General features: G+C 71.6%; 14 protein-coding genes and 1 pseudogene. 7 read left to right on the top strand and 8 right to left on the bottom strand.

The window, feature by feature from the left end; genetic code table 11:
• Positions 1 to 94: 94 nt before the first annotated feature.
• From mraY to mraZ, 7 genes and pseudogenes are all read right to left on the bottom strand, one after another.
• Complete coding sequence (mraY, locus tag AB0C19_RS27570) at positions 95 to 1,219, bottom strand: phospho-N-acetylmuramoyl-pentapeptide-transferase (protein WP_030334519.1); 1,125 nt, start codon at positions 1,217 to 1,219, stop codon at positions 95 to 97.
• Positions 1,216 to 2,613 carry a UDP-N-acetylmuramoyl-tripeptide--D-alanyl-D-alanine ligase gene (gene murF, locus AB0C19_RS27565; RefSeq protein WP_357189966.1) on the bottom strand — a complete coding sequence of 466 codons (1,398 nt, stop codon included), beginning with the start codon at positions 2,611 to 2,613 and terminating at the stop codon, positions 1,216 to 1,218. The genes mraY and murF overlap by 4 nt, the downstream gene beginning before the upstream one ends.
• Positions 2,610 to 4,172: a UDP-N-acetylmuramoyl-L-alanyl-D-glutamate--2,6-diaminopimelate ligase gene (locus AB0C19_RS27560; RefSeq protein WP_357189964.1), complete on the bottom strand. Its 1,563-nt coding sequence runs from the start codon at positions 4,170 to 4,172 to the stop codon at positions 2,610 to 2,612. The genes murF and AB0C19_RS27560 overlap by 4 nt, the downstream gene beginning before the upstream one ends.
• 52 nt (positions 4,173 to 4,224) lie before the next feature.
• A complete protein-coding gene (locus AB0C19_RS27555) occupies positions 4,225 to 6,432 on the bottom strand; it encodes a penicillin-binding protein 2 (RefSeq protein ID WP_357189962.1) in 2,208 nt (735 codons plus the stop codon).
• A gap of 3 nt (positions 6,433 to 6,435) precedes the next feature.
• Complete coding sequence (locus AB0C19_RS27550; protein WP_357189960.1) at positions 6,436 to 7,041, bottom strand: hypothetical protein; 606 nt, start codon at positions 7,039 to 7,041, stop codon at positions 6,436 to 6,438.
• A gap of 63 nt (positions 7,042 to 7,104) precedes the next feature.
• Positions 7,105 to 8,142: pseudogene (gene rsmH / locus AB0C19_RS27545) on the bottom strand (16S rRNA (cytosine(1402)-N(4))-methyltransferase RsmH); the annotation flags it as partial.
• Positions 8,143 to 8,348: 206 nt separating this feature from the next.
• Positions 8,349 to 8,780, bottom strand: coding sequence for a division/cell wall cluster transcriptional repressor MraZ (gene mraZ, locus AB0C19_RS27540; RefSeq protein ID WP_030488958.1), 432 nt, complete (start codon positions 8,778 to 8,780; stop codon positions 8,349 to 8,351).
• Between the two features lie 355 nt (positions 8,781 to 9,135).
• On the opposite strand from mraZ, the gene AB0C19_RS27535 reads away from it, so the two are divergent.
• From AB0C19_RS27535 to AB0C19_RS27520, 4 genes are all read left to right on the top strand, one after another.
• Positions 9,136 to 10,383 carry a MurT ligase domain-containing protein gene (locus tag AB0C19_RS27535; RefSeq protein WP_238682881.1) on the top strand — a complete coding sequence of 416 codons (1,248 nt, stop codon included), beginning with the start codon at positions 9,136 to 9,138 and terminating at the stop codon, positions 10,381 to 10,383.
• A complete protein-coding gene (locus AB0C19_RS27530; RefSeq protein ID WP_357189957.1) occupies positions 10,373 to 11,092 on the top strand; it encodes a glutamine amidotransferase in 720 nt (239 codons plus the stop codon). Before AB0C19_RS27535 ends, AB0C19_RS27530 begins: the two co-directional genes overlap by 11 nt.
• On the top strand, positions 11,089 to 11,775 hold the full coding sequence (locus tag AB0C19_RS27525) for a VTT domain-containing protein (RefSeq protein WP_357189955.1): 687 nt from the start codon (positions 11,089 to 11,091) through the stop codon (positions 11,773 to 11,775). Before AB0C19_RS27530 ends, AB0C19_RS27525 begins: the two co-directional genes overlap by 4 nt.
• Before the next feature lie 281 nt (positions 11,776 to 12,056).
• Positions 12,057 to 12,902 carry a hypothetical protein gene (locus AB0C19_RS27520; protein WP_357189953.1) on the top strand — a complete coding sequence of 282 codons (846 nt, stop codon included), beginning with the start codon at positions 12,057 to 12,059 and terminating at the stop codon, positions 12,900 to 12,902.
• Between the two features lie 185 nt (positions 12,903 to 13,087).
• On the opposite strand, the gene leuS is transcribed toward AB0C19_RS27520, so the two are convergent.
• The gene (leuS, locus tag AB0C19_RS27515; RefSeq protein ID WP_357189951.1) at positions 13,088 to 15,928 is read right to left on the bottom strand and encodes a leucine--tRNA ligase; all 2,841 of its coding nucleotides are present in this window, start codon (positions 15,926 to 15,928) and stop codon (positions 13,088 to 13,090) included.
• A gap of 403 nt (positions 15,929 to 16,331) precedes the next feature.
• Here leuS and AB0C19_RS27510 point away from each other — a divergent pair, with 403 nt between their 5' ends.
• The 3 genes from AB0C19_RS27510 to AB0C19_RS27500 are packed head-to-tail and all read left to right on the top strand — an operon-like array spanning position 16,332 to position 21,175.
• Complete coding sequence (locus AB0C19_RS27510; RefSeq protein ID WP_091407670.1) at positions 16,332 to 17,387, top strand: MoxR family ATPase; 1,056 nt, start codon at positions 16,332 to 16,334, stop codon at positions 17,385 to 17,387.
• Between the two features lies 1 nt (position 17,388).
• Entirely contained in the window at positions 17,389 to 18,687 is a 1,299-nt protein-coding gene (locus AB0C19_RS27505) for a DUF58 domain-containing protein (protein ID WP_357189948.1), read from the top strand.
• A gap of 16 nt (positions 18,688 to 18,703) precedes the next feature.
• Positions 18,704 to 21,175, top strand: a complete 2,472-nt coding sequence (locus tag AB0C19_RS27500) for a DUF3488 and transglutaminase-like domain-containing protein (protein WP_357189946.1) — start codon at positions 18,704 to 18,706, stop codon at positions 21,173 to 21,175.
• Positions 21,176 to 21,376: the final 201 nt, after the last annotated feature.

Below are 21,376 nucleotides of genomic sequence, written 5' to 3'. Positions count from 1 at the left end.
CACTTTCTGTGCCGACAAAACATCCATGAAAGGACGTTCCGCCATCCGAAAGTGCAAGATCGACGGATCAGGGGGTGGGCGCGGGGCCTGCGGATCAGGTCATGTTGGCGAGGAACTCGCTGTAGAACAGGCCCAGGGCGATGGCCACGCCGATGCCGGCGATGATCCAGAAGCGCACCACGATGTTGACCTCGCTCCAGCCGGCCAACTCGAAGTGGTGCTGGAGCGGAGACATTCGGAACACCCGTTTACCGGTGGTCTTGAAAGAGATGATCTGGATCACCACGGACATCGTGATGATCACGAAGAGCCCACCGATGATCGGCAGCAGCAGGATGGTGCGGGTGGACATCGCCATGCCGGCGATCAGACCGCCCAGCCCCAGCGCCCCGGTGTCGCCCATGAAGATCCGCGCCGGGGAGGTGTTCCACCAGAGGAAGCCCACACAGGCACCGGCCGCCGCCCCGGCGATCAGTGCGATCTCCAACGGGTCGCGGACCTCGTAGCAGTACGGCTGGGTGTAGTTCGGGTCGGCGCACCAGTGCCGGTACTGCCAGAACGCGATCAGCGCGTACGCGGCGAGCACCATCACCGAGGCGCCGGTGGCCAGACCGTCCAGGCCGTCGGTGAGGTTGACGCCGTTCGTCGCGGCCATCACCACGAAGATGAAGATGATCACCGCGCCGACCTTGCTGACCTCCAGGAAGTCGATGTCCCGGATGAAGCTCAGCGTGGTGCTGCCCACCGTCTCGGTGTTTGTCGCAAGGCCCGAGCCGTTGGTCATCGTGCTCGGGAACCACAGCGCGATCACCCCGAAGACCGCACCGACGAGGATCTGCCCGAGCAACTTGCCGCGCTTGTTCAGCCCGGCGCTGTTGCGCTTGCGCACCTTGAGGAAGTCGTCGAGGAAACCCACAGCGCCGGAGAAGACCATCAGCCCCAGCAGCACCAGCGCCGTGATGGTCGGCTCCACCTGGGCGATCTGCTGGTCCGGCAGGGTGGTCAGGGCGAGGTGCCCGGCCACGTACGCGATCACAGTGGCCAGGATGAAGACCACGCCACCCATCGTGGGCGTGCCTTTCTTGCCCTGGTGCATGGCGGGGCCGTCGGACCGGATCGGCTGACCGGCCTTGAGCCGGGTGAACACCTTGATCGCGATCGGGGTGCAGAAGAGCGAGACGAGGAAGGCCACCCCGATGGCGACGATGACCGCCCTCATCGGGTCGACTCCCCACCGGCGTCGGCGCGCAGGGCGTCGGCCACCTCCCAGGTCCGGTACCGGGAGCCCTTGACCAGGACGACGTCACCCGGTCGTAGCTCGCTCCGCAGCACCTCGACGGCCGCCGCCTGATCGGTGAGCAGCACCGACTCTCCTCCCCAGTTTGCTACAGCTGTCGCGCCTTCGTGGATCGGCGCGGCCGGCTCACCCACCACGAGCAGCCGGTCGACACCCAGCTCGGCCGCGAGTTGGCCGACCTCGGCGTGGCCGTCGTACTCGAACGGGCCCAGCTCGGCCATGTAGCCAAGCACCGCGACGGTACGCCGCCCCTGGCCCATGCTTGCCAGCGCCCGCACCGCTACCGCCATCGAGGCCGGGTTGGCGTTGTACGAGTCGTCGATCACGGTCACCCCGTCGGGGCGGTCGAAGACGTCCATCCGTCGGGTCGAGACCAGCCCCAACTCGCCGAGGGCAGTGGCCAGCTCGGCCAGCGGCATGCCCAACTCCCGGGCGACCGCCGCCGCGGCGAGCGTGTTCCCGACCTGGTGGCGGCCGGCCAACCGCAGCCGCACCGGCGCGCGTCCCTCCGGGGTGACAAGGGTGTACGAAGGGTGCCCCCGCTCGTCGAGCAGGACGTCCTCGGCGCGCACGTCGGCGTCGGGCGCCTCGCCGTAGCGGACCACCCGGGCCTGCGTGCGGCTCGCCATCGCGTCCACCCGGGGGTCGTCGGCGTTCAGCACTGCCAGCCCGTCCGGCGGCAGCGCCTCCACCAGCTCGCCCTTGGCCACGGCGATGGCTTCCTGCGAGCCGAACTCGCCGATGTGCGACGTGCCGACGTTGAGCACCACGGAGATCCGGGGCGGCACCAGCTCGCACAGGTACCGCACGTGCCCGACCCCCCGCGCGCCCTTCTCCATCACCAGGTAGCGGGTGTCCGGGTCGGCCTGGAGGGCGGTGTACGGGTGCCCCAGCTCGTTGTTGAACGAGCCGGGTGGTGCCACAGTGGCCCCGAGCCGGGCGGTGAGCTGACCGATCAGGTCCTTCGTGGTGGTCTTGCCGGACGAGCCGGTCACGCCGATCACGGTCAGCCCGGGCAGCCGGTCCACCGCCACGCGGGCCAGTCGGCCCATCGCGGTCAGGGCGTCATCGACCAGCACCATCGGCACCCCGGGCACCTCTCGGCTGCCGAGCACCGCCACCGCACCGGCCTGGATCGCCGTCGCCGCGTAGTCGTGCCCGTCGACCTTCTCCCCAGGGAAGGCCACGAAGAGCGAACCGGGCCCCACCTTGCGCGAGTCGAACTCCACCGATCCGGTGACGGTGGCGGCCGGGTCGGCGGCCACCAACCGCCCGTCGACCGCAGCGGCCACCTCGGCCAGGCTCAGCGTGATCACCGCTGACCCGCCAGGTCCCCGAAGCGGGCCCGCAGGGCCTCGGCCAACTCGATGCTGTCGTCGAACGGAAGCACCTGACCCGCCACCTCCTGGCCTCGCTCGTGACCCTTGCCGAGCAGCGCGATCACGTCGCCCGGCTCGGCCAGCCGCACCGCCTCGTCGATAGCGGCGCGGCGGCCCGCCACCTCGATGATCCGAGCGGCAGTGCCGGCCCGGTACGCCCCGGCCAGCACCTCGGCGCGGATCTCCCCCGGGTCCTCGGTGCGCGGGTTGTCGTCGGTCACCAGCACCACGTCGGCTCCCTCCGCCGCGGCGGCGCCCATCACCGGCCGCTTGCCCCGGTCCCGATCCCCACCGGCGCCGATCACACAGATCAGTCGGCCGGCGCTCAACTCGCGCAGCGCGGCAAGCGCTGCCACTATCGCGTCCGACTTGTGGGCGTAGTCGACCACCCCGCGCACCGGCGCGGCCACGTCGACCAGCTCCAGCCGGCCCGGGACGCCCCCGCAGGCAGCCACACCATCCGCGGCGGTCACCGGGTCCACCCCGGCACCCACCAGTGCGGCGATGGCCAGCAGCGCGTTGGCCACGTTGTGCCGGCCGGGCAGCGCGACACCGGCGGACACTGCCACGCCGTTCGGGCCGTGCGCGGTGAACCGCTGCGCGTACCCCTCGCCGCCCACACCGTCGGCCCACCAGGTCGCGCCCTGCTCACCGGCCGCCGAGTAGGTGACAGTCGTCGGCTTGAGCAGCGGCTTCAACGCCGGGTCGTCGTGGTTGAGCACCTCGACCGCGCAGCGCCCGTCGAAGAGCTGGGCCTTCGCCGCGAAGTAGTCGTCGCTGTCGGCGTGGAAGTCCAGGTGGTCGGAGCCGAAGTTGGTGTAACCACCGACGGCGAACCGCACACCGCCCACCCGGCCCATCGCCAGCGCGTGGCTGGAGACCTCCATGACCACGGCGGTGACCCCCCGCTCGCGGGCGGTGGCCAACATGGCGTGCAGGTCGGTCGCCTCGGGGGTGGTGCGGACACTGTCGATCACCAGATCACCGAGCCGGGTCTCCACAGTCCCGACCAGCCCGGTGGTGTGCCCGGCGGCCCGCAGCCCCGACTCGATCAGGTACGCGGTTGACGTCTTTCCCGCGGTGCCGGTCACGCCGATCACTGTGAGGTCGGCGGTCGGGTCGCCGTACACGGCCGAAGCCAGCTCGCCGAGCACGGCGCGCGGGTCGGGCACCACCAGGGTGGGCAGGCCCGTTCCCGCCGCCAACTCCGCGCCGGCCGGATCGGTCAGCAGCGCCACGGCACCCGCCTCGACGGCGCCGGCGGCGAACTCCGCGCCGTGCCGACGGGCACCGGGCAGCGCCGCGTAGAGGTCGCCGGGACGAACCTCCTGGCTGGCGTGGGTGACCCCGGAGACGACCACCGCTGCGGCGTCCGCCGGAAGGTCGACGGCGAGCCGGACGGCGAGATCACCGAGCCGGACTCCGGTCACGGTACGTGGACGTGGATTGCCGGGCACGGCGTCAGACCCTACCCGGTCGTCCGGTTCCGGCCGCACAGCCGCCCCGGTGGTTCGTCGGCACTCACCGATGATGTCCCGCCGTTGCTGCTCAGCGCGGATAGACCACGAACTTGGGCGCGGATCCGCCGGTGGAGGGCGGTACCCGGTAGTGACGCAGAGTGAACTGCATCATGTCCCGGAACGCCGGTCCGGCGATCGCCGCGCCCCCGCCGTTGGGCGCGTACACGAAGACCGCGATCACGTACCGGGGGTTCTCGGCGGGAGCCATGCCGATGAACGAGGACACCTCACCGGGCTGCTTCTTACCGTTGACCTGCCGCCAGCCGGTGCCGGTCTTGCCGGCGACCCGGTAACCGGGAACCGCGGCGGCCACACCGGTGGCGCCGTCGACGGTCGTGACCGCCTCCAGCATGGTGCGCAGGGCCGCCGCGTTCTGCGGGCTGAGCACCGACCGGGTCACCGGGGCCGGCGCGGGGGTGCGCTTGCCGTCCGGGCCGATCACCTCCTTGACCAGGTGCGGCTGCACGTACGTGCCGTTGTTGGCGATGGCGGCGTAAGCGGCGGCCATCTGCAACGGGGTGGCGTCGACGCTGTGCCCGATCGGCACCGACCCCTGCGAGGATTCGCTCCACTCGTCGGCCGGCAGCAGTCGCCCGCTGGCCTCCCCGTACACGCCCTCGCCAGTGGGCTTGCCCAGCCCGAACCGCTTCTGGTAGTCGATCAGCCGATCTGGACCGAGCTCGTCGGCGATCGTGATCGTGCCGACGTTCGACGAGAAGGCGAGCATCCCCGGCACGCTCATCCGTTTGCCGTTGGCGGGGTGCGTGTCGGAGAACCAGGTGTCGCCCTTCTTGATGCTGTTGGCAATGGGCAACGTGGTGTCCGGCGTGATCACCCCCTCCTGCAACGCCGCACCGTAGGTGATCGCCTTGTGCACCGAGCCGGGGTCGACCACGAAGCTGGTCGCCGCGTCCTCCCGGGCAACCGGGTCGCTGGGCGTCGGCTTCGCCGCGTTGTAGGTGGGGTTACTGGCTTGGGCCAGCACCGCGCCGGAGGGAATCTCGATGACCACGGCCGCGCCGGTGCCACCCGGCGCCTGGGCCATGCCCGCGCTGAGGATCTGCTGCGTCCGGAACTGGAGGTCACGGTTGAGGGTGAGGGCGAGCGAGCTGCCCGGCTTGGCGAGCGTGGTCCGGCTGTAGCCGCCCGGGATCGGCGCCCCGAGGTCGCCGAGGCCGGCCTCGTACACCCGCTTGCCGTCCTGACCGGCGAGCACGTCGTCGTAGCGGGCCTCCAGCCCCTCCAAGCCGACCATGTCCTGGCTGGTGAAGCCGATGAGGTTGGCCGCCAGGTCACCGCCGGGCACCTCACGGCGCTCGTCTCGGTGCACCCCGATGCCGAGGAGCTCGAGCGCCTGCACCCGCTTGGCGGTGGAGATCTCCACTCCCCGCGCCAGGTACACGAACCGGGACGCCTTACCGTCCTCCAGCTTGCGCGGCTTCATCAACTCCATCAGCTTCGACACCGGGATGCCGAGCAACGGGGAGAGCGCCTTGGCGACGGCGGCCGAGTCCTCCACCTCGGTCGGGTCGGCGTACACGTACCGCGCCTCGACACTGCGGGCCAGCGGCGCGCCGGTGCTGTCGTAGATCGCACCCCGGGGCGCCGGCAGCTCGACAGTGCGGAGGCGGTCGACGATACCGCCCCCGGCGTACGCCGGAGCGTCGACGGTCTGGAGGAAGATCAGCCGGATCCCGATGGTGGCGAAGAGAGTCAGGGCGAGCACGGTGCCCAGTCGCAGCCGCAGCCGCGAGTCGGCCAGCTTCGGCGGGCGTCGTGGCTTGCGCGACGGCCGGCGGGCCGCCGGTCGGTCGGTGCGCCGCGGCGCGCGAGGCGTGGTCCGGCGACGCGGAGGCGGCTCGTCCCCACCCGGGCCACGGGGGGTACGCGGCGCGACGGTGCGCACCACGCCACCGCGACCGGCAGCCGGAGCGTCGCGCCGGCCCGCCCGGGCGGCGGCCCGACCGCCGTCGAGCACCTGCAACGCCGGCCGGAACGGGTCGCCGGACCGGGTGCTGCGCGGCGTACGCCGCTGCTCGGCGCCCTGACCGCGCGCCGGCGTGCCGCGCTCCTCGCGGACGGTCCGACCCCTCGGGGTGTACGCCCGGGCGCCGGAGATGCCCCCGATGCCCGGCTCACCGGTGCGCGGCTCGCCGTCGACGGGCCCGGCATCACGTGCAGAACCGCGCCGGGACCCCGTAGGGTCCCGGCGCGGCTCGTCCGACCTTGGTGGCACCGGTCAGCCTCCCGCACCCTGGCTGGTCACCGACGGCTGGCCGTTCGCCGGCTGCGGCACACCGATGGTCTTGCCGTCCGGCAGCCGGATGTAGCCCGGCTCGCCGGCGTCGACCAGGCCCAGCCGCTTCGCGTTGGCGGTCAGGTTGCCCGGCGCCTCGGCGTCGGCGATCTGCTTGTCCAGTTGCTGCTTCTCCAGGTCCAGTCGAGCCTGCTGCTGCTGCAACCGCTCCAGCCGGAACGCGTTCTCATTGATCTTGGTGTTGACCGCCAGGATGCCCAGCACCCCACCGACCACCAGCACCACGATCAGCGCCGCGAACGGCGCACGCGGCACCGAGATCGGCGGTGGCGGCGCCACCCGCAGCCGCGGCGGCCGGGCGCTGGTCGCGCTGGCGGCCTTCTCGACCGGTCGCAGCGCGGCCGTGCCCTGAGTCGGGAACTCGCGCGCCCCCCGGGCGCGAGTCTCCCCCTGCCGATTCGTTCGATCGATGCGTGGCGTACCGTTTCCGAGGCGCGGAGCCCGCTCCGCCGCGGTCCGGCCCCCCGACCGCGGTGCGCGCTGCCCGCCGCCGGTGACGTCCCGGCGGTCGCGCTTGTCAATGCTCATGTCCCCTCCCCCTCAGCGTCCGTCCCTCTAGCCGTCCCGGTGCCCCTGACCCCCCACGGATCAGGCGGACCCCGTGCCCGGTTGGTGCATTCCCTTCACCCGTCGGCGAGACCGTTCGCGGTCGGTCCGCCCCTGCTCTGTCGCGTTCGGGTCGAGTCGCTCCGCGGCCCGCAGCCGCACCGAGGCGGCCCGCGGGTTCGCGGCGACCTCCGCCTCCCCCGGCAGTTCGGCGCCCCGGCTGAGCAGCCGGAACGTCGGACCGGACCCGGGAAGCTCGACCGGGAGGTCAATCGGGCCCTTACTGCGGACCCGGTCCGTGAGGGCCGCCTTGGTGAGCCTGTCCTCCAGCGAGTGGTAGGACAGGACCACCATGCGACCGCCCACGGTCAGTGCGTCGAGTGCGGATGGCAACGCTGTCTCCAGCGCTGCCAGCTCTCTGTTTACCTCGATCCGTAAAGCCTGAAACGTTCTCTTTGCCGGGTGCCCACCCGTTCGTCGGGCTGGTGCCGGAATGGAGTCCCGCACCAGCTCCGCCAGCAGCGCGGACGAGGTGATCCGGGCCCGCTCCCGCTGCCGGATGATCGCCGAGGCGATCCGACCGGCGAACTTCTCCTCGCCGTAGACCCGCAACACCCGGGCCAGGTCCGGATGCGCGTACGTGTTGACCACCTCTTCGGCGGTCACCCCCCGGGTCTGGTCCATCCGCATGTCCAACGGCGCGTCCTGGGCGTACGCGAACCCTCGGTCGGGCGCGTCCAACTGCAACGACGAGACACCCAGGTCGAACAGGATGCCGTCGATGGCCGGATAACCCAGCCGGTCCAGTACGTCCGGCAACTCGTCGTAGACGGCGTGCTCCAGGTGCACCCGATCGGCGAACCGGGCCAGCCGGACCCGCGCGTGAGCGAGTGCCTCGGTGTCCCGGTCGAGCCCGATCAGGACCGTCTCCGGATGCGCCTCCAGCACCGCCTCCGCATGCCCGGCGAGACCGAGCGTCGCGTCGACGTAGACCGTCCGGCCGCCTCGACCCAGAGCGGGGGCCAGCAGCTCGAGACACCGCTCGAGCAGCACCGGCACGTGTGTGCCGCGCAACTCCCCCATGATGACCCCCACTGGTTGAAACGTCCGTTCTTCTCGTGCGCCTGTCGTCGGACGGCGCTGCCGTCGTACCGCCAGATCCCCATCCGCTCCCGCCTGACACCGGACCGTCGCCCAATGACTGGATCGTGCGCCTGGCACCGGGGAAGTGATGCCAGGAACTCGAAAGCGGCTGGAGATCTCGCAGTACGTCGGGCGCCGTTACCGCCCTACAGACCGCCGGGCAGCACCCCCTCCTCGATGTCGGCGAAGTCGTCTTCGCTTTCGGCGAGGTAGGTCTCCCAGGCGACCTTGTCCCAGATCTCCACCCGCGTGCTCGCGCCGATCACCACCAACTCGCGGTCCAGCGCGGCATAGGCCCGCAGGTGAGCCGGAATGGTCACCCTGCCCTGCTTGTCCGGAACCTCGTCGTGCGCGCTGGCAAAGAAGACCCGGCTGTAGGCCCGGGCCGCCTTGTGGGTCATCGGCTGTGCGCGCAACTGCTCCGCGATCCGCTGAAACTCAGGGGTCGGGAAGACGTAGAGGCAGCGCTCCTGCCCTTTAGTGACCACGACACCCCCCGCCAGCTCATCCCGGAACTTGGCCGGAAGGATCAACCGGCCCTTTTCGTCAAGGCGCGGAGTGTGGGTGCCGAGAAACATCGGCCCAACCCCCTCGCCCTTGAGCGGCGTTCGCGGCGCCGCTGACCCCCCGGGCCGGTGAGCCCTCCCGGCCTCACCATTGGTCCCCACTCTACTCCACTTCCCTCCACCCGCAACCAAATTCGCCCGCGTGGCGCGCCTGACCCGGCGGCAAAACCGCACGTCACAAGGGGTGGAGCGGAGTGGAGGGCTCCGGCCGCCCCTCGGCGTGGTCCGCTTTCCGACATAGATCGACTCCGTCCGGGGGACGCGGACCCGGCCACCCGCGCAGCCACCACGGCCGAACGGTTCACAGTCGGCGGCGATCTGGTGGGGCCGGCGGTCCGGTAACCTCGCTCGCGTGACGGACGCGAAAATGCCCCTACGGGCCAAGGTGGCCAGCTCCGTGTCACGGACCGCCGCGGCGCTCTCCCGGGCGGCCGGCCGTGGCGACGGTTCAGTGATCGGCGGGTGGATCGGCCTGAAGATCGACCCGGACCTGCTGGCCCACCTGTCGGCCGGGCGCGCGATCGCGCTCGTCTCCGGCACCAACGGCAAGACCACCACCACCCGACTGACCTCCGCCGCTGTCGGCGTACTCGGCCGGGTCGCCACCAACTCGTTCGGCGCCAACATGCCCAGCGGGCACACTTCGGCGCTGGCCAAGGCCGGCAGCACCCCGTACGCGGTGCTGGAGGTCGACGAGCACTACCTGGCCCAGGTGCTGGAGGCGACCGAGCCGCACGTGGTCGCGCTGCTCAACCTCTCCCGCGACCAGCTCGACCGCGCCAAGGAGGTCGCCATGATGGCGCAGCTCTGGCGCGCGGCGCTGGTCCGGCACACCAACGTACGGGTGGTGGCCAACGCCGACGACCCGCTGGTGGTGTGGGCCGCCACCCCTCCGGGCGACCCCGCCCGGGGCATCAACCCGCCGCACGTGACGTGGTTCAGTGCCGGCCAACGCTGGCACGACGACTCCTGGGTCTGCCCGGAGTGCGGCTCCACCATCCAGCGCTCCGGCGAGCAGTGGTGGTGCACCGGCTGCCCGCTACGCCGACCGGAGCCGCACTGGGTCGTCGAGGACGAGGGCGTGCTCGACCCCACCGGCGCCTGGCACAAGGTCTCGCTCCAACTGCCCGGCAAGGTCAACCTCGGCAACGCGGCGACCGCGCTGGCGGTGGCCGCCGAGTTCGGCGTCCGCCCGGTCGACGCGGTGTCCCGCCTCGGCATCGTCACGTCGGTGGCCGGCCGCTACGCACAGGTCGACAAGGACGGGCGCAACATCCGGCTGCTGCTGGCCAAGAACCCGGCCAGTTGGCTGGAGGCGTTCGACATGGCCGACGACGCGCCGACCCTGCTCTCCATCAACGCGCGCGACCCCGACGGTCTGGACACCTCCTGGCTGTACGACGTCGACTTCGCCCCGCTCCGCGGCCGGCAGGTGTTGATCACCGGCGACCGGGCATACGACCTGGCGGTTCGACTGGACGTCAACGACGTGCCGTTCCAGCACGTCCGCACGTTCGACGACGCACTCCGGTCGGTCCCGCCCGGCCGGCTGGAGGTCATCGCGAACTACACCGCGTTCCAGGACATCCGAGCGGAGTTGGACCGTGTCATCTGAGAGTCTGCGCATCGTCTGGATCTACCCCGACCTGCTCTCCACCTACGGAGACCGGGGCAACGCCCTGATCCTCGCCCGGCGGGCCCGTCAGCGTGGGATGCCGGTCGAGGTGCTGGAGGTCCGCTCCGACCAGCGACTGCCCGCGACCGCCGACATCTACCTGGTCGGTGGCGGCGAGGACGGCCCGCAGGCGCTCGGCGCCCAGCGGCTGCTGGCCGACGGCGGCCTGCACCGCGCCGTCGCGCAGGGCTCAGTGGTGTTCGGCGTCTGCGCCGGCTACCAACTGCTCGGCACCTCGTTCTTCGCCAAGGGTGTGCAGTGCCGCGGGCTGGAGCTGCTCGACCTGCGGTCCGACCGGGGTGAGAGCCGGGCCGTGGGCGAGCTGGCCGGTGAGATCGACCCCCGGCTGGGCCTGCCCCCGCTGACCGGTTTCGAGAACCACGGCGGCCGCACCCACCTCGGTCCGGAGGTCTCCCCGCTGGCCCGGGTCACCGCCGGGGTGGGCAACGACGGCGCCACCGAGGGCGCGTGGCGCGGCAAGCTGCTGGGCACCTACTCGCACGGGCCGGCGCTGGCTCGCAACCCGGCCCTGGCCGACCTGCTGCTGCGCTGGGCCACCGGGGCACACCAGCTCCCGCCGTTGGACGACACCTGGTCGGACCGGCTCCGCAACGAGCGCCGCTCCGCGGTGGCCGCCGCCCGGGCATGATCCACGCCGTCCGGCGGCTGCTCCGGCAGCCGTCGGCCGCCCGGTTCGCCCTGCTCCTGCTGCTGATCGCCGGGTGCGGGTTACTGCTGCTGCTGGTGCCCCGGCCGGACCCGGCGCAGTTGCCGCTGGTCGCCGACCGGCTGGGCGACCTCGCCCCGGTGGCGGCGATCCTCGGTGGTGCGCTGCTGCTGGTCGCGCTGGTGCCCCGGACCTTCATCACGCTCGCCGCGGGTGCGATCTTCGGCCCGCTGGAGGGCGCCGCGTACGCCCTGGGCGCCGCCCTGGTGGCGGCGGCGATCGGGTTCACTGTCGGCCGGTTGCTCGGTCGGGAGTTCGTCGCCGAGCGGGTCCGCGGCCGACTCGCCCGCCTCGACGGCTGGTTCGCTCGGCAGAGTGTGCTCGGTGTGATCACCGTCCGGCTGCTGCCGATCGCCGGCTTCGGCCTGGTCAGCTACGGCTACGGCACGACCGGCGCCCGAATGCTGCCGTTCCTGGCCGGCAGCGTGATCGCGTCCGCGCCGACCGCCTTCGGCTACGCGGCGATCGGTGCGGCGGTCAGCTCCCCCGGCCACGTCAACTGGTACGCCGCAGCCCCGGCCAGCCTCGGTCTGATCGCCAGCCTGGTACTCATCCACCAGTGGTGGCGCGCCGAACGCCGCCGCCGTCGCACCATGCCCGTCTGACCCGCGGCGGAAGGGCCGAGCAGACCCTGGCCGCCTTGCGGACGTCGATGACAGGATCCTGTCGGTTCGGCGGTGGTAACGGCCGGACGACGATCCCTTCGGCAGGGCATCGGGCAGCGTCAGCGCGATCTAGCGTCTGCGGCCATGAAGCCCTTGCCCCGCGCCAGGATCGGTTCCCGAGCCGTCGCCCTCGTTGCGGCCCTCGCGGCGGCGCTGCTCGCGGCGTGCACCCCGGGTGATCCACCGGCCGCGTCGCCGCCGCCCGCCACTGCCGAGGCACCATGCCAGACCCGTTCACCTTCCCACAGTGGGGCGTCTTCGACGGGCGCTGGCTGGTGTACGCGCGCAGCAGCCTCGCGCGGGCGGCACCCCACGGCGGCGGCGGCTCCGAACTCTTCGCCTGGGACGCGGAGTCGGGGGCCGCACCACGGCAGGTGCTGGGCACCGCGGACTTCCTCTTCCGGCCCCCGTTGCGCGACGGGAAGCTCGCCGTCACCAGGATCCTCGGCGAGGACCGGAACGAGTTGACCCTGCACGACCTGGCTGCCGGGACGGTCCGCACTGTGGCCACCGGCCCGGTGGGCGGTGTCGGGTTCCACGGCGCCGACCTGCTCTGGGTTGATCGGGCCACGGGTCGCCTGAACGCGGTCGGTCCGGACGGCAAGGCTGGGTCCGCGCCGCAGCCGAGCCCCGGACCGGGCACCGCAGTCGACGTGACCACCGACGGCCGGACCACTGCCTGGGTGTCGCGCGACGAGCGCACCCTGACCGTCTGGCGACCGGACTGGGCGGCACCGGTCCGCGTGTTCCGGGTGACCCCTCCGCCGGCTCCGGCTGCCGCTACCTCGTTGCCACCGGGAACCAGGCCCCCGACCGTCGACCCCTTCCACACGGTTGCCACGCCCACTGCCGTCGGGGACCTGGTGATCTTCCAGTACCACCTGGGTTGGTACGTGGCCGACCTGCGAACCGGGTCGTACGTGCGGCTGACCGCCGATCACGCCCACGCTGTCGTCTCGGGACAGGCGCTGCTGGTGGACCCGGACAACAACACGGACCCCGCACGGCAGCACGCGTACTCGCTGCTACGCCCGGACCGGCTGCCGCCACTGCCGCCCTGCCCGTGACCACCGGAGCGCAACTGCCAATTGGCTGGTCGAGCTGATCCGGCGACCGCACGAGCCCGCGTGCCGCGAACGGCGGGCGGATGCGCCGGAGAGCGTGATGACTCAGAGGCATACTGATGCCTCTGAGTCATCACGTTCAACGCGGTGCCCGCCTCAGTGGACGTCACGGTGCGTATCGCTCGCTGTCAGGCGACGACCGAGACCATCCGGCCCTTGACCACGATGACCTTGCGCGGTTCCTTGCCACCCAGGGTCGCCGCGACCGCGTCCAGGGCCGCCGCGCGGACGACCTCCTCGGAGGCGTCGGCGGGGACCTCGATGCGACCACGGACCTTGCCGTTGACCTGCACCGGGTAGGTCACCGTGTCGGCCACCAGCAGCGCCGGGTCGGCGGTCGGGAAGTCCGCGTACGTCAGCGAGGTCTCGTGGCCCAGCTTGCGCCACAGCTCCTCGGCCATGTGCGGGGCGAACGGCGCCACCATCAGCACCAGCGGCTCGGCCACCTCGCGGGGCGTGGCCGACAGCCGGGTCAGCCCGTTGGTCAGCTCGATCAGCTTGGCGATCGCGGTGTTGAACCGGATGCCGTCCATGTCGCAACGGACCCCGTCGATCACCTTGTGCAGCAGTCGGCGGGTCGCCTCGTCGGCCGGGTCCTCGGTGATCCGCAGGGCGCCGGTCTGCTCGTCGACGACGGCCCGCCACACCCGCTGCAGGAACCGGTACGAGCCGACCACCGCCCGGGTCTCCCAGGGGCGGGAGACCTCCAGCGGGCCCATCGACATCTCGTACACCCGGAAGGTGTCCGCGCCGTAGGCGGCGCACATGTCGTCGGGGGTCACCACGTTCTTCAGCGACTTGCCCATCTTGCCGTACTCGCGGTTGACCGCCAGGTCACCCAGGTAGTAGGCGCCGTCGCGCTCGAAGACCTCCTCGGCCTGCACGTAGCTGCCGCGCGAGTCGGTGTACGCGTACGCCTGGATCATGCCCTGGTTGAACAGCTTGCGGAACGGCTCGAACGACGACACGTGCCCCAGGTCGAACAGCACCTTGTGCCAGAACCGCGCGTACAGCAGGTGCAGCACAGCGTGCTCGGCGCCACCGACGTACAGGTCGGTGCCGCCGCAGTCACCGTCGGCGCGCGGGCCCATCCAGTACTGCTCGTTCTCCGCGTCGACGAACCGCTCGCTGTTCGTCGGGTCCAGGTAGCGCAGCTCGTACCAGCAGGAGCCGGCCCACTGCGGCATCACGTTGGTTTCCCGGGTGTAGCGCTTCGGCCCGTCACCCAGGTCCAGTTCGACCTCGACCCAGTCGCGCCGCCGTGACAGCGGGGTCTCCGGGTTGCTGTTGGCGTCGTCGGCGTCGAACGTCTTCGGGGAGAAGTCGTCCACCTCCGGCAGCTCGACAGGCAGCATCTCCTCCGGCAATGCGATGGCCGCGCCGGTCTCGTCGTAGACGATCGGGAACGGTTCGCCCCAGTAACGCTGCCGGGAGAACAGCCAGTCGCGCAGCCGATAGGTCACCGCGCCGGTGCCGTGCCCGTTCGCCTCCAGCCAGGCGATGATCGCCGCCTTGGCGTCGGCGACCCCCAGGCCGTTCAGGTCCAGGCCGCGCTCGGGCGCGGCGCTGTTGATCGCCGGGCCGTCCCCGGTGTACGCCTTGCCGTCGAAGCCCTCCGCCGGCTGCACGGTACGGACGATGGGCAGCTCGAAGACCTCGGCGAACGCCCAGTCCCGCTCGTCCTGCGCCGGCACCGCCATGATCGCGCCGGTGCCGTAGCCGGCCAGCACGTAGTCGGCGATGAAGATCGGGATCTGCCCACCGGTGACCGGGTTGGTGGCGTACGCGCCGATGAAGACGCCGGTCTTCTCCTTGCTGTCGGACTGCCGCTCGACGTCGGTCTTGGCGGCTGCCGACTTGCGGTACGCCTCGACGGCCTCGCGGGGGCTGGCGTGCCCGCCGGTCCAGGCGTCCCTCGTCCCGTCCGGCCAGCTGGTCGGCGCCAGCGTGTCGACCAGCTCGTGCTCGGGCGCCAGCACCATGTAGGTGGCGCCGAAGACGGTGTCCGGGCGGGTCGTGAAGACCCGCACCGGTGCCGCGCTGGTCGGGAAGTCGATGTGGGCGCCGGTGGAGCGGCCGATCCAGTTGCGCTGCATCAGCTTGATCGGCTCGGGCCAGTCCAGGCTGTCCAGGTCGTCCAGCAGCCGGTCACCGTACGCGGTGATCCGCATCATCCACTGCTTCAGGTTGCGCTTGAAGACCGGGAAGTTGCCCCGCTCGGAACGGCCGTCGGCGGTGACCTCCTCGTTGGCCAGCACGGTGCCCAGCCCCGGGCACCAGTTCACCGGCGCCTGCGAGACGTACGCCAGGCGGTGGTCGTCGACGACCTGGCGGCGCTCGGCGACGCTCAGCTCGGCCCAGGCGCGGCCGTCCGGGGTGGCCCGGCTTCCGCCCTCGAACTCGGCGATCAGCTCAGCGATCGGACGGGCCCGGTCGGCGTCGCTGTCGTACCAGGAGTTGAAGATCTGCAGGAAGATCCACTGGGTCCAGCGGTAGAAGTCGGTGTCGATGGTGGCCACCGAGCGGCGCTCGTCGTGCGCCAGCCCCAGCCGGCGCAGCTGCGCCTTGTACCGCTCGATGTTCGCGACGGTGGTGGTCCGGGGGTGGGTGCCGGTCTGCACCGCGTACTGCTCGGCGGGCAGCCCGAACGCGTCGAAGCCCATCGCGTGCAGCACGTTGCGGCCGGCCATCCGCTGGTAGCGGGCGTAGCAGTCGGTGCCGATGTAGCCCAGCGGGTGGCCGACGTGCAGGCCCGCTCCGGAGGGGTACGGGAACATGTCCAGCACGTACAGCTTCTCCGCGCCGGCGCGTGGGTGGGTCGGGTCGGCCAGCGGGCCGGTCGGGTTCGGTGCGTGGAAGGTGCCCTCGCGCGCCCAGGTGTCCTGCCAACGAATCTCGATCTCGTCGGCCAGGGCCGCGGTGTACCGGAACGGGGGAATGTCGCCCGCCGGTGCGGCTGCCTCACTCATCGTCTCTCCTCGCTTCGCTTCGCTTCGTCTCGGCACCACCGGGCCGGGCCGGCGGCGGGCACAAAAAAGCCCCTCGCGCAGGAGGGGCCGCCGTGCTGTCGCTGGGTTCAGCGCATCAGCACGGCCCGGTAAGAAGCAGGAAGACTCCGGCCATGTCCCGCAGTGTACCTCTTCCACGGTTCGCCCTGCCGGCCCCCGTGCGGTGTCGAACGCGTTCCCCCGAGCTGGCGAATATCGGTGCGTAACCGACGGACTACCTGCGGGGGTCGGCGATAACGACAAACATGGTTAGCCTGAGAGACTAGTGAGATTCCTGCGGCAAACGAGGCTCGACGTCGCGAACCCAACGGCGGGTCCAGGTGCTCTCTAGAGAGCTGCCGTGACGGCGACGAGGAGGAGGCCCGTGACACAACAGACCTGGGACGAGGTGGGCGGCCTGTTGCCGCACGACGAGTTCCGCGCCGCCAGCGAGGCCATCGTGGCCAACATCGAGCAGGTCATCGAGGGTAAGACCGCCACAGTGCGGCTCGCCCTGGCCGTCCTGCTCGCCGAGGGTCACCTCCTGATCGAAGACGTTCCGGGTGTCGGCAAGACCAAACTTGCCAAGGCCCTCGCGCGGTCCATCGACTGCACCGTGCGACGGATCCAGTTCACCCCCGACCTGCTGCCCAGCGACGTCACCGGTGTCAGCGTCTACAACCAGGAGACGCACGACTTCGAGTTCCGCCCCGGCGCCGTGTTCGCCAACCTGGTGGTCGGCGACGAGATCAACAGGGCCTCGCCGAAGACCCAGTCGGCGTTGCTGGAGTGCATGGAGGAACGGCAGGTCACCGTCGACGGGGTGACGTACCAGCTCCAGACCCCGTTCATGGTGATCGCCACCCAGAACCCGATCGAGATGGAGGGGACCTACCCGCTGCCGGAGGCGCAGCGCGACCGGTTCACCGCCCGCATCGCGATGGGTTACCCGGACTCCAACGCCGAGCTGGCCATGCTCGACGGGCACGGCGCCACCGACCCGCTGCACGAGCTGCGCGCGGTCTCCGACGCGGCCATCGTCCGGCAGCTGATCGCCACCGTCCGGCAGGTGCACGTGGCGGACGCGGTCAAGCAGTACGCGATCGACCTGGTCACCGCCACCCGCGAGGCCCCCGACCTGCGGCTCGGCGCGTCCCCCCGGGCGACCCTGCAACTGTTGCGCACCGCCCGGGCGGTCGCCGCCCTGGAAGGCCGCGACTACGTGCTTCCCGACGATCTGCAGGCCCTGGCGGTGCCGGTGCTCGCCCACCGGATCATCCCCACCGCCGACGCGCAGCTCGCCCGGCGCACCACCGACGCGATCGTCTCCGAGCTGGTGCACCGCCTGCCGCTGCCACACGACCGGCAGCGCAACCCGTACGACACCCGGCCCCCCGCCACCGGCAACGGTCGCGCACCCTACGAGCCGCGGAGGCCGTGACGTGCGTGCCGGGCTACGCGGCCTGACCACCCGCGGGAGGTCCTTCCTCGCCGCTGCGGTCGCGGCGGCGGTCTCCGCCGGCATCCTCGGCGAGAAGGACCTGCTCCGGGTGGCTGTGCTGTTGGCCATCCTGCCGTTGCTGGCCGCCGCCTACGTCGGGCGGAGCCGCTACAAGCTGGCCTGCAACCGTTCGCTGGACCCGCACCGGGTTCCGGTCGGCGCCAACTCCCGGGTGGTGCTGCGCCTGCAGAACCTCTCCCGGTTGCCGACCGGCACCCTGCTCCTGGAGGACCGGCTGCCCTACGCGCTGGGCAGCCGGCCCCGGGTGGTGTTGGAGCGACTCGGCGCGCACCAGGCCAGCTCCGTGGCGTACACGGTGCGGGCCGACGTGCGGGGTCGCTACGACGTGGGCCCGCTGGTCGTCCGGATGACCGACCCGTTCGGCCTCTGTGAACTCACCCGCTCCTTCCCCAGCACCGACCACCTGACGGTCATCCCGCAGGTCACCCCGCTGCCGTCGGTCCGGCTCCCCGGGGAGTACGCGGGCAGCGGCGACAGCCGGGCCCGCTCGGTGGCGGTGCACGGCGAGGACGACGCGGCGACCCGGGAGTACCGGCGCGGCGACGACCTGCGCCGGGTGCACTGGAAGTCCACAGCCCGCACCGGTGAGCTGATGGTGCGCCGCGAGGAGCAACCGTGGGAGAGCCGGGCCACAGTCGTCCTGGACACCCGGGCGTACGGCCACCGGGGCGAGGGGCCGACGGCCAGTTTCGAGTGGTCGGTGTCGGCCGCCGCGAGCATCGCCGTTCACCTGCGGCAGGCCGGTTACAAGTTGCGCCTGGTCACCGGCTCGGGGGCAGATGTGGACGCCTCGGAGGCCGGCGGCGACGGCGCGCTGCTCGACCACCTCGCGGAGGTCCGACTGGATCAGCGCGCCGAGGTCACCGGCCTCGTGCAGCGGGTCCGCCAACGGGCCGACGGCGGTCTGATCATCGGCCTGTTCGGCACGGTGAGCATCGCCGAGGCAGAGCTGCTGGCCGGGCTGCGGGGCAACGGCGCCACCTGCGTCGGCTTCCTCCTGAACAGCTCCACCTGGCTCAGCCTGCCGGAGAAGGCGCGGGCCGAGGCGGAGCACGCCCACGCCGCCGCCGTCCTCGCCATGTTGCAGAGTGGCTGGCGGGTGGTCGGCGTCGACCACGGCGGCCGGCTGCCGGCGCTGTGGCCGCAGATCGGTCGGGGCGCCCAGGGGTTCGCCCTGCGGGCCGCGCTGGCCGAGACGGTCGCCGGCGGTGTGCGATGAACGGAAGGCTCCCCTCATGATCAGCAGTCGGAACATCGGCATGGTGGCGGCCGCTGCCACGCTGCTGGCCGCCGCGCCGCTGTCGGCCATCTTCCAGGGCTGGACGTGGTTGATCGAGTCCATCATCGCGGTCGCCGTGGTGGCCGGGGTGGCCGCGCTGACCCGCCTCGCCCGGGCACCCCTGTGGGCTCAGGTGCTGGGCATGCTGGCCGGCCTGATGCTCGCCCTGACCTGGTTGTTCCCCAGCGGCCAGGAGCTGCTCGCGATCCTGCCCACCCCGGGCACGCTCGCGTACTTCGGCGACCTGCTCGCCGGCTCCATGCAGGACATGCGCTCCTACGGGGTCGAGGTCCCGGACACCGACCCGCTGCTGTTCATCGCCGTGCTCGGCGTCGGCGGGGTCGCCGTGCTGGTGGACGTGCTGGCCGTGGGCCTGCGCCGGCCCGCGCTGGCGGGGCTGCCGATGCTCGCCATCTACTCGGTGCCGGTCGCCGTCTACGTGGACAGCGTCCCCGCTGTGCCGTTCGTGGTGGGCGCCGCCGGTTACCTCTGGCTGCTGGTCACCGACAACGTCGACCGGGTGCGCCGCTTCGGGCGCCGGTTCACCGGTGATGGCCGCGACGTCGACGTGTGGGAGGCCTCTCCGCTGGCGTCCGCCGGCCGTCGGCTCGCGGCGGTCGGGGTGGCCCTGGCTGTGGCGCTGCCGCTGGCGGTGCCCGGCATGACCGGCGGGCTGCTCGACTCGCTCAGCCGAGGGCCGGGCAACGGCACCGGCAACGGGTCCGGCTCGGGCGGCACGTCGGGTCGGATCGATCTGTTCGCCTCACTCGCCGGCCAGCTCAACCAGTCCCAGGTCGCCGACCTGGTGAAGGTGAAGACGTCCGAGCAGAACCCGTTCTACCTGCGCTACGCGGTCGCCGACGAGCTGCGCCCCGCTGGTTTCCAGGCGCGCAACCCCAGCGGCCGGTCGGTCAACAAAGACCTACCGAACCCGGCCGACCGGGCCGGTCCAGGCGTGCAGCAGACCACCTACCAGGCGACCGTCGAGGTCACCAAGAGCCTGAGCATGTCGCTGATGCCTGTGTACGCCGAACCGACCCGCGCCGACGACCTCAGCGACAACTGGCTCTACGACGCCAACCAGCAGGTCGTCTTCTCCAACCGGGAGAACTCCCGCGGTCGGAAGTACTCCTTCGACTACGTCCGTTCAACCTTCACGCCCGACGCGTTGCGGGCGGCGAAGTCGCTCCCTACCGAGCACCCCGTACGCCGACAGATGACCGCCACCCCCGGGCCGGTGCCCGAGGTGGAAGAGCTGGTCAAGGGGCTGATCCAGGGCAAGCGCACCGACTACGACCGGGTGCTGTCGATCTACAAGCACTTCTCGGCGGACAACGGGTTCAGCTACCGGTTGAGCACCGAGAGCGGCAGCAGCGGTCAGGATATCGTCAACTTTCTGACCAACAAGGTCGGCTACTGTCAGCAGTACGCCGCCGCGATGGCCTGGCTGGTCCGCTCGGCCGGCATCCCGGCCCGGGTGGCGTTCGGGTTCACCAACGGCAGCAAGCGCGACGGTGACACCTTCACGCTGACCAACCTCAACCTGCACGCCTGGACCGAGGTCTACTTCGACGGGGCTGGTTGGGTGCCGTTCGACGCCACCCCGGCGTACGGGGTGCCCGGCTCCACCCGGTCGGCCTGGGCACCGGACACTGACGCGCCGGAGGAGACCAGCCCGAGCAGCGGCGCCACGAGCGCCCCGACGGACCCGGGCGCCGCGACGGAGCCGACCGGCCCGGACAACGCCGACCGGGACACCGACGACGGGCTCTCTCTCGGCGGAACGACGCCGAACGAGCAGCCACCGGTCTGGCCGTGGTGGGCAGCGGGCCTGGTGGCCCTGCTGGTGCTGCTCGCGGTGCCCGCGCTGCGCCGGATGGCCCTGCGCCGCCGACGCAGTGGCCGCGCGGCGAGCGTGGCGATGCCCTCCGCGAGGGTCGACGGCGACAGCGAGCCGGGGGCACGTCCGGTGGTGGTCAGCGCGGACGCCGACCGGGCCCGCGCGGACGCGCACGCCGCCTGGGCGGAGCTGCTCGACACGCTTGTGGACTTCCGGGTTCCGGTCGATCTGACCGAGACGCCCAGGGCGACCGCGGACCGGCTTGTCCGGGACTCCCTCGACGATGAGGACGCGATCGGGTCCGCGCGGCTGCTCGGCCGGGCGGAGGAGCGGGCCCGCTACGCGCGGGACCCGCTGACCGGTGAGCGGTTGCTGCCGGCGCTCCGCGCGGTCCGAGCGGCGCTCGCGACACGGGCGGACCGACGGACCCGCCTGCTCGCCGCAGTGCTGCCGCCCTCGGTGCTGCTGCGCTGGCGCACCACAACGGCGGACAGGTCCGGCCGAATGGTGGCGCTCACCGGGCAGGCCCGGTACCGACTGCTGCGGTGGAACCCTCGACGGCTGCTGGCCGACCGGGCCGCTCGCTGACCGACCAGTTCCAGGCACGGGGCGGCGGCCACCACCGCCGCCCCACCCGCCTGAGCTGCCGCCATCCATGATCGTGCTCGATCCAGGAGATAGGCCCTTCCCTGGTCTTGGGCTCAAGTGGTTGTTGCAACGGGGTGGATTCTCGTCAGGATGAGGGGTCATGCCGGGGCAGAGGTTGTCGTCCGCGGAGCGGGCGCAGAT

Origin of the sequence: Micromonospora sp. NPDC048842, from assembly GCF_040649935.1 — a bacterium.
GTDB lineage: Bacteria > Actinomycetota > Actinomycetes > Mycobacteriales > Micromonosporaceae > Micromonospora > Micromonospora hortensis.
This window is presented reverse-complemented; position numbering and strand designations above follow the sequence as displayed.

What these genes read in the sequence shown, in the direction of transcription:
- mraY (WP_030334519.1), bottom strand. Translation starts at nt 1,219, where the DNA reads ATGAGGGCGGTCATCGTCGCCATCGGGGTGGCCTTCCTCGTCTCGCTC.
- AB0C19_RS27550 (WP_357189960.1), bottom strand. Translation starts at nt 7,041, where the DNA reads ATGAGCATTGACAAGCGCGACCGCCGGGACGTCACCGGCGGCGGGCAG.
- mraZ (WP_030488958.1), bottom strand. Translation starts at nt 8,780, where the DNA reads ATGTTTCTCGGCACCCACACTCCGCGCCTTGACGAAAAGGGCCGGTTG.
- AB0C19_RS27535 (WP_238682881.1), top strand. Translation starts at nt 9,136, where the DNA reads ATGCCCCTACGGGCCAAGGTGGCCAGCTCCGTGTCACGGACCGCCGCG.
- AB0C19_RS27525 (WP_357189955.1), top strand. Translation starts at nt 11,089, where the DNA reads ATGATCCACGCCGTCCGGCGGCTGCTCCGGCAGCCGTCGGCCGCCCGG.
- AB0C19_RS27520 (WP_357189953.1), top strand. Translation starts at nt 12,057, where the DNA reads ATGCCAGACCCGTTCACCTTCCCACAGTGGGGCGTCTTCGACGGGCGC.
- leuS (WP_357189951.1), bottom strand. Translation starts at nt 15,928, where the DNA reads ATGAGTGAGGCAGCCGCACCGGCGGGCGACATTCCCCCGTTCCGGTAC.
- AB0C19_RS27500 (WP_357189946.1), top strand. Translation starts at nt 18,704, where the DNA reads ATGATCAGCAGTCGGAACATCGGCATGGTGGCGGCCGCTGCCACGCTG.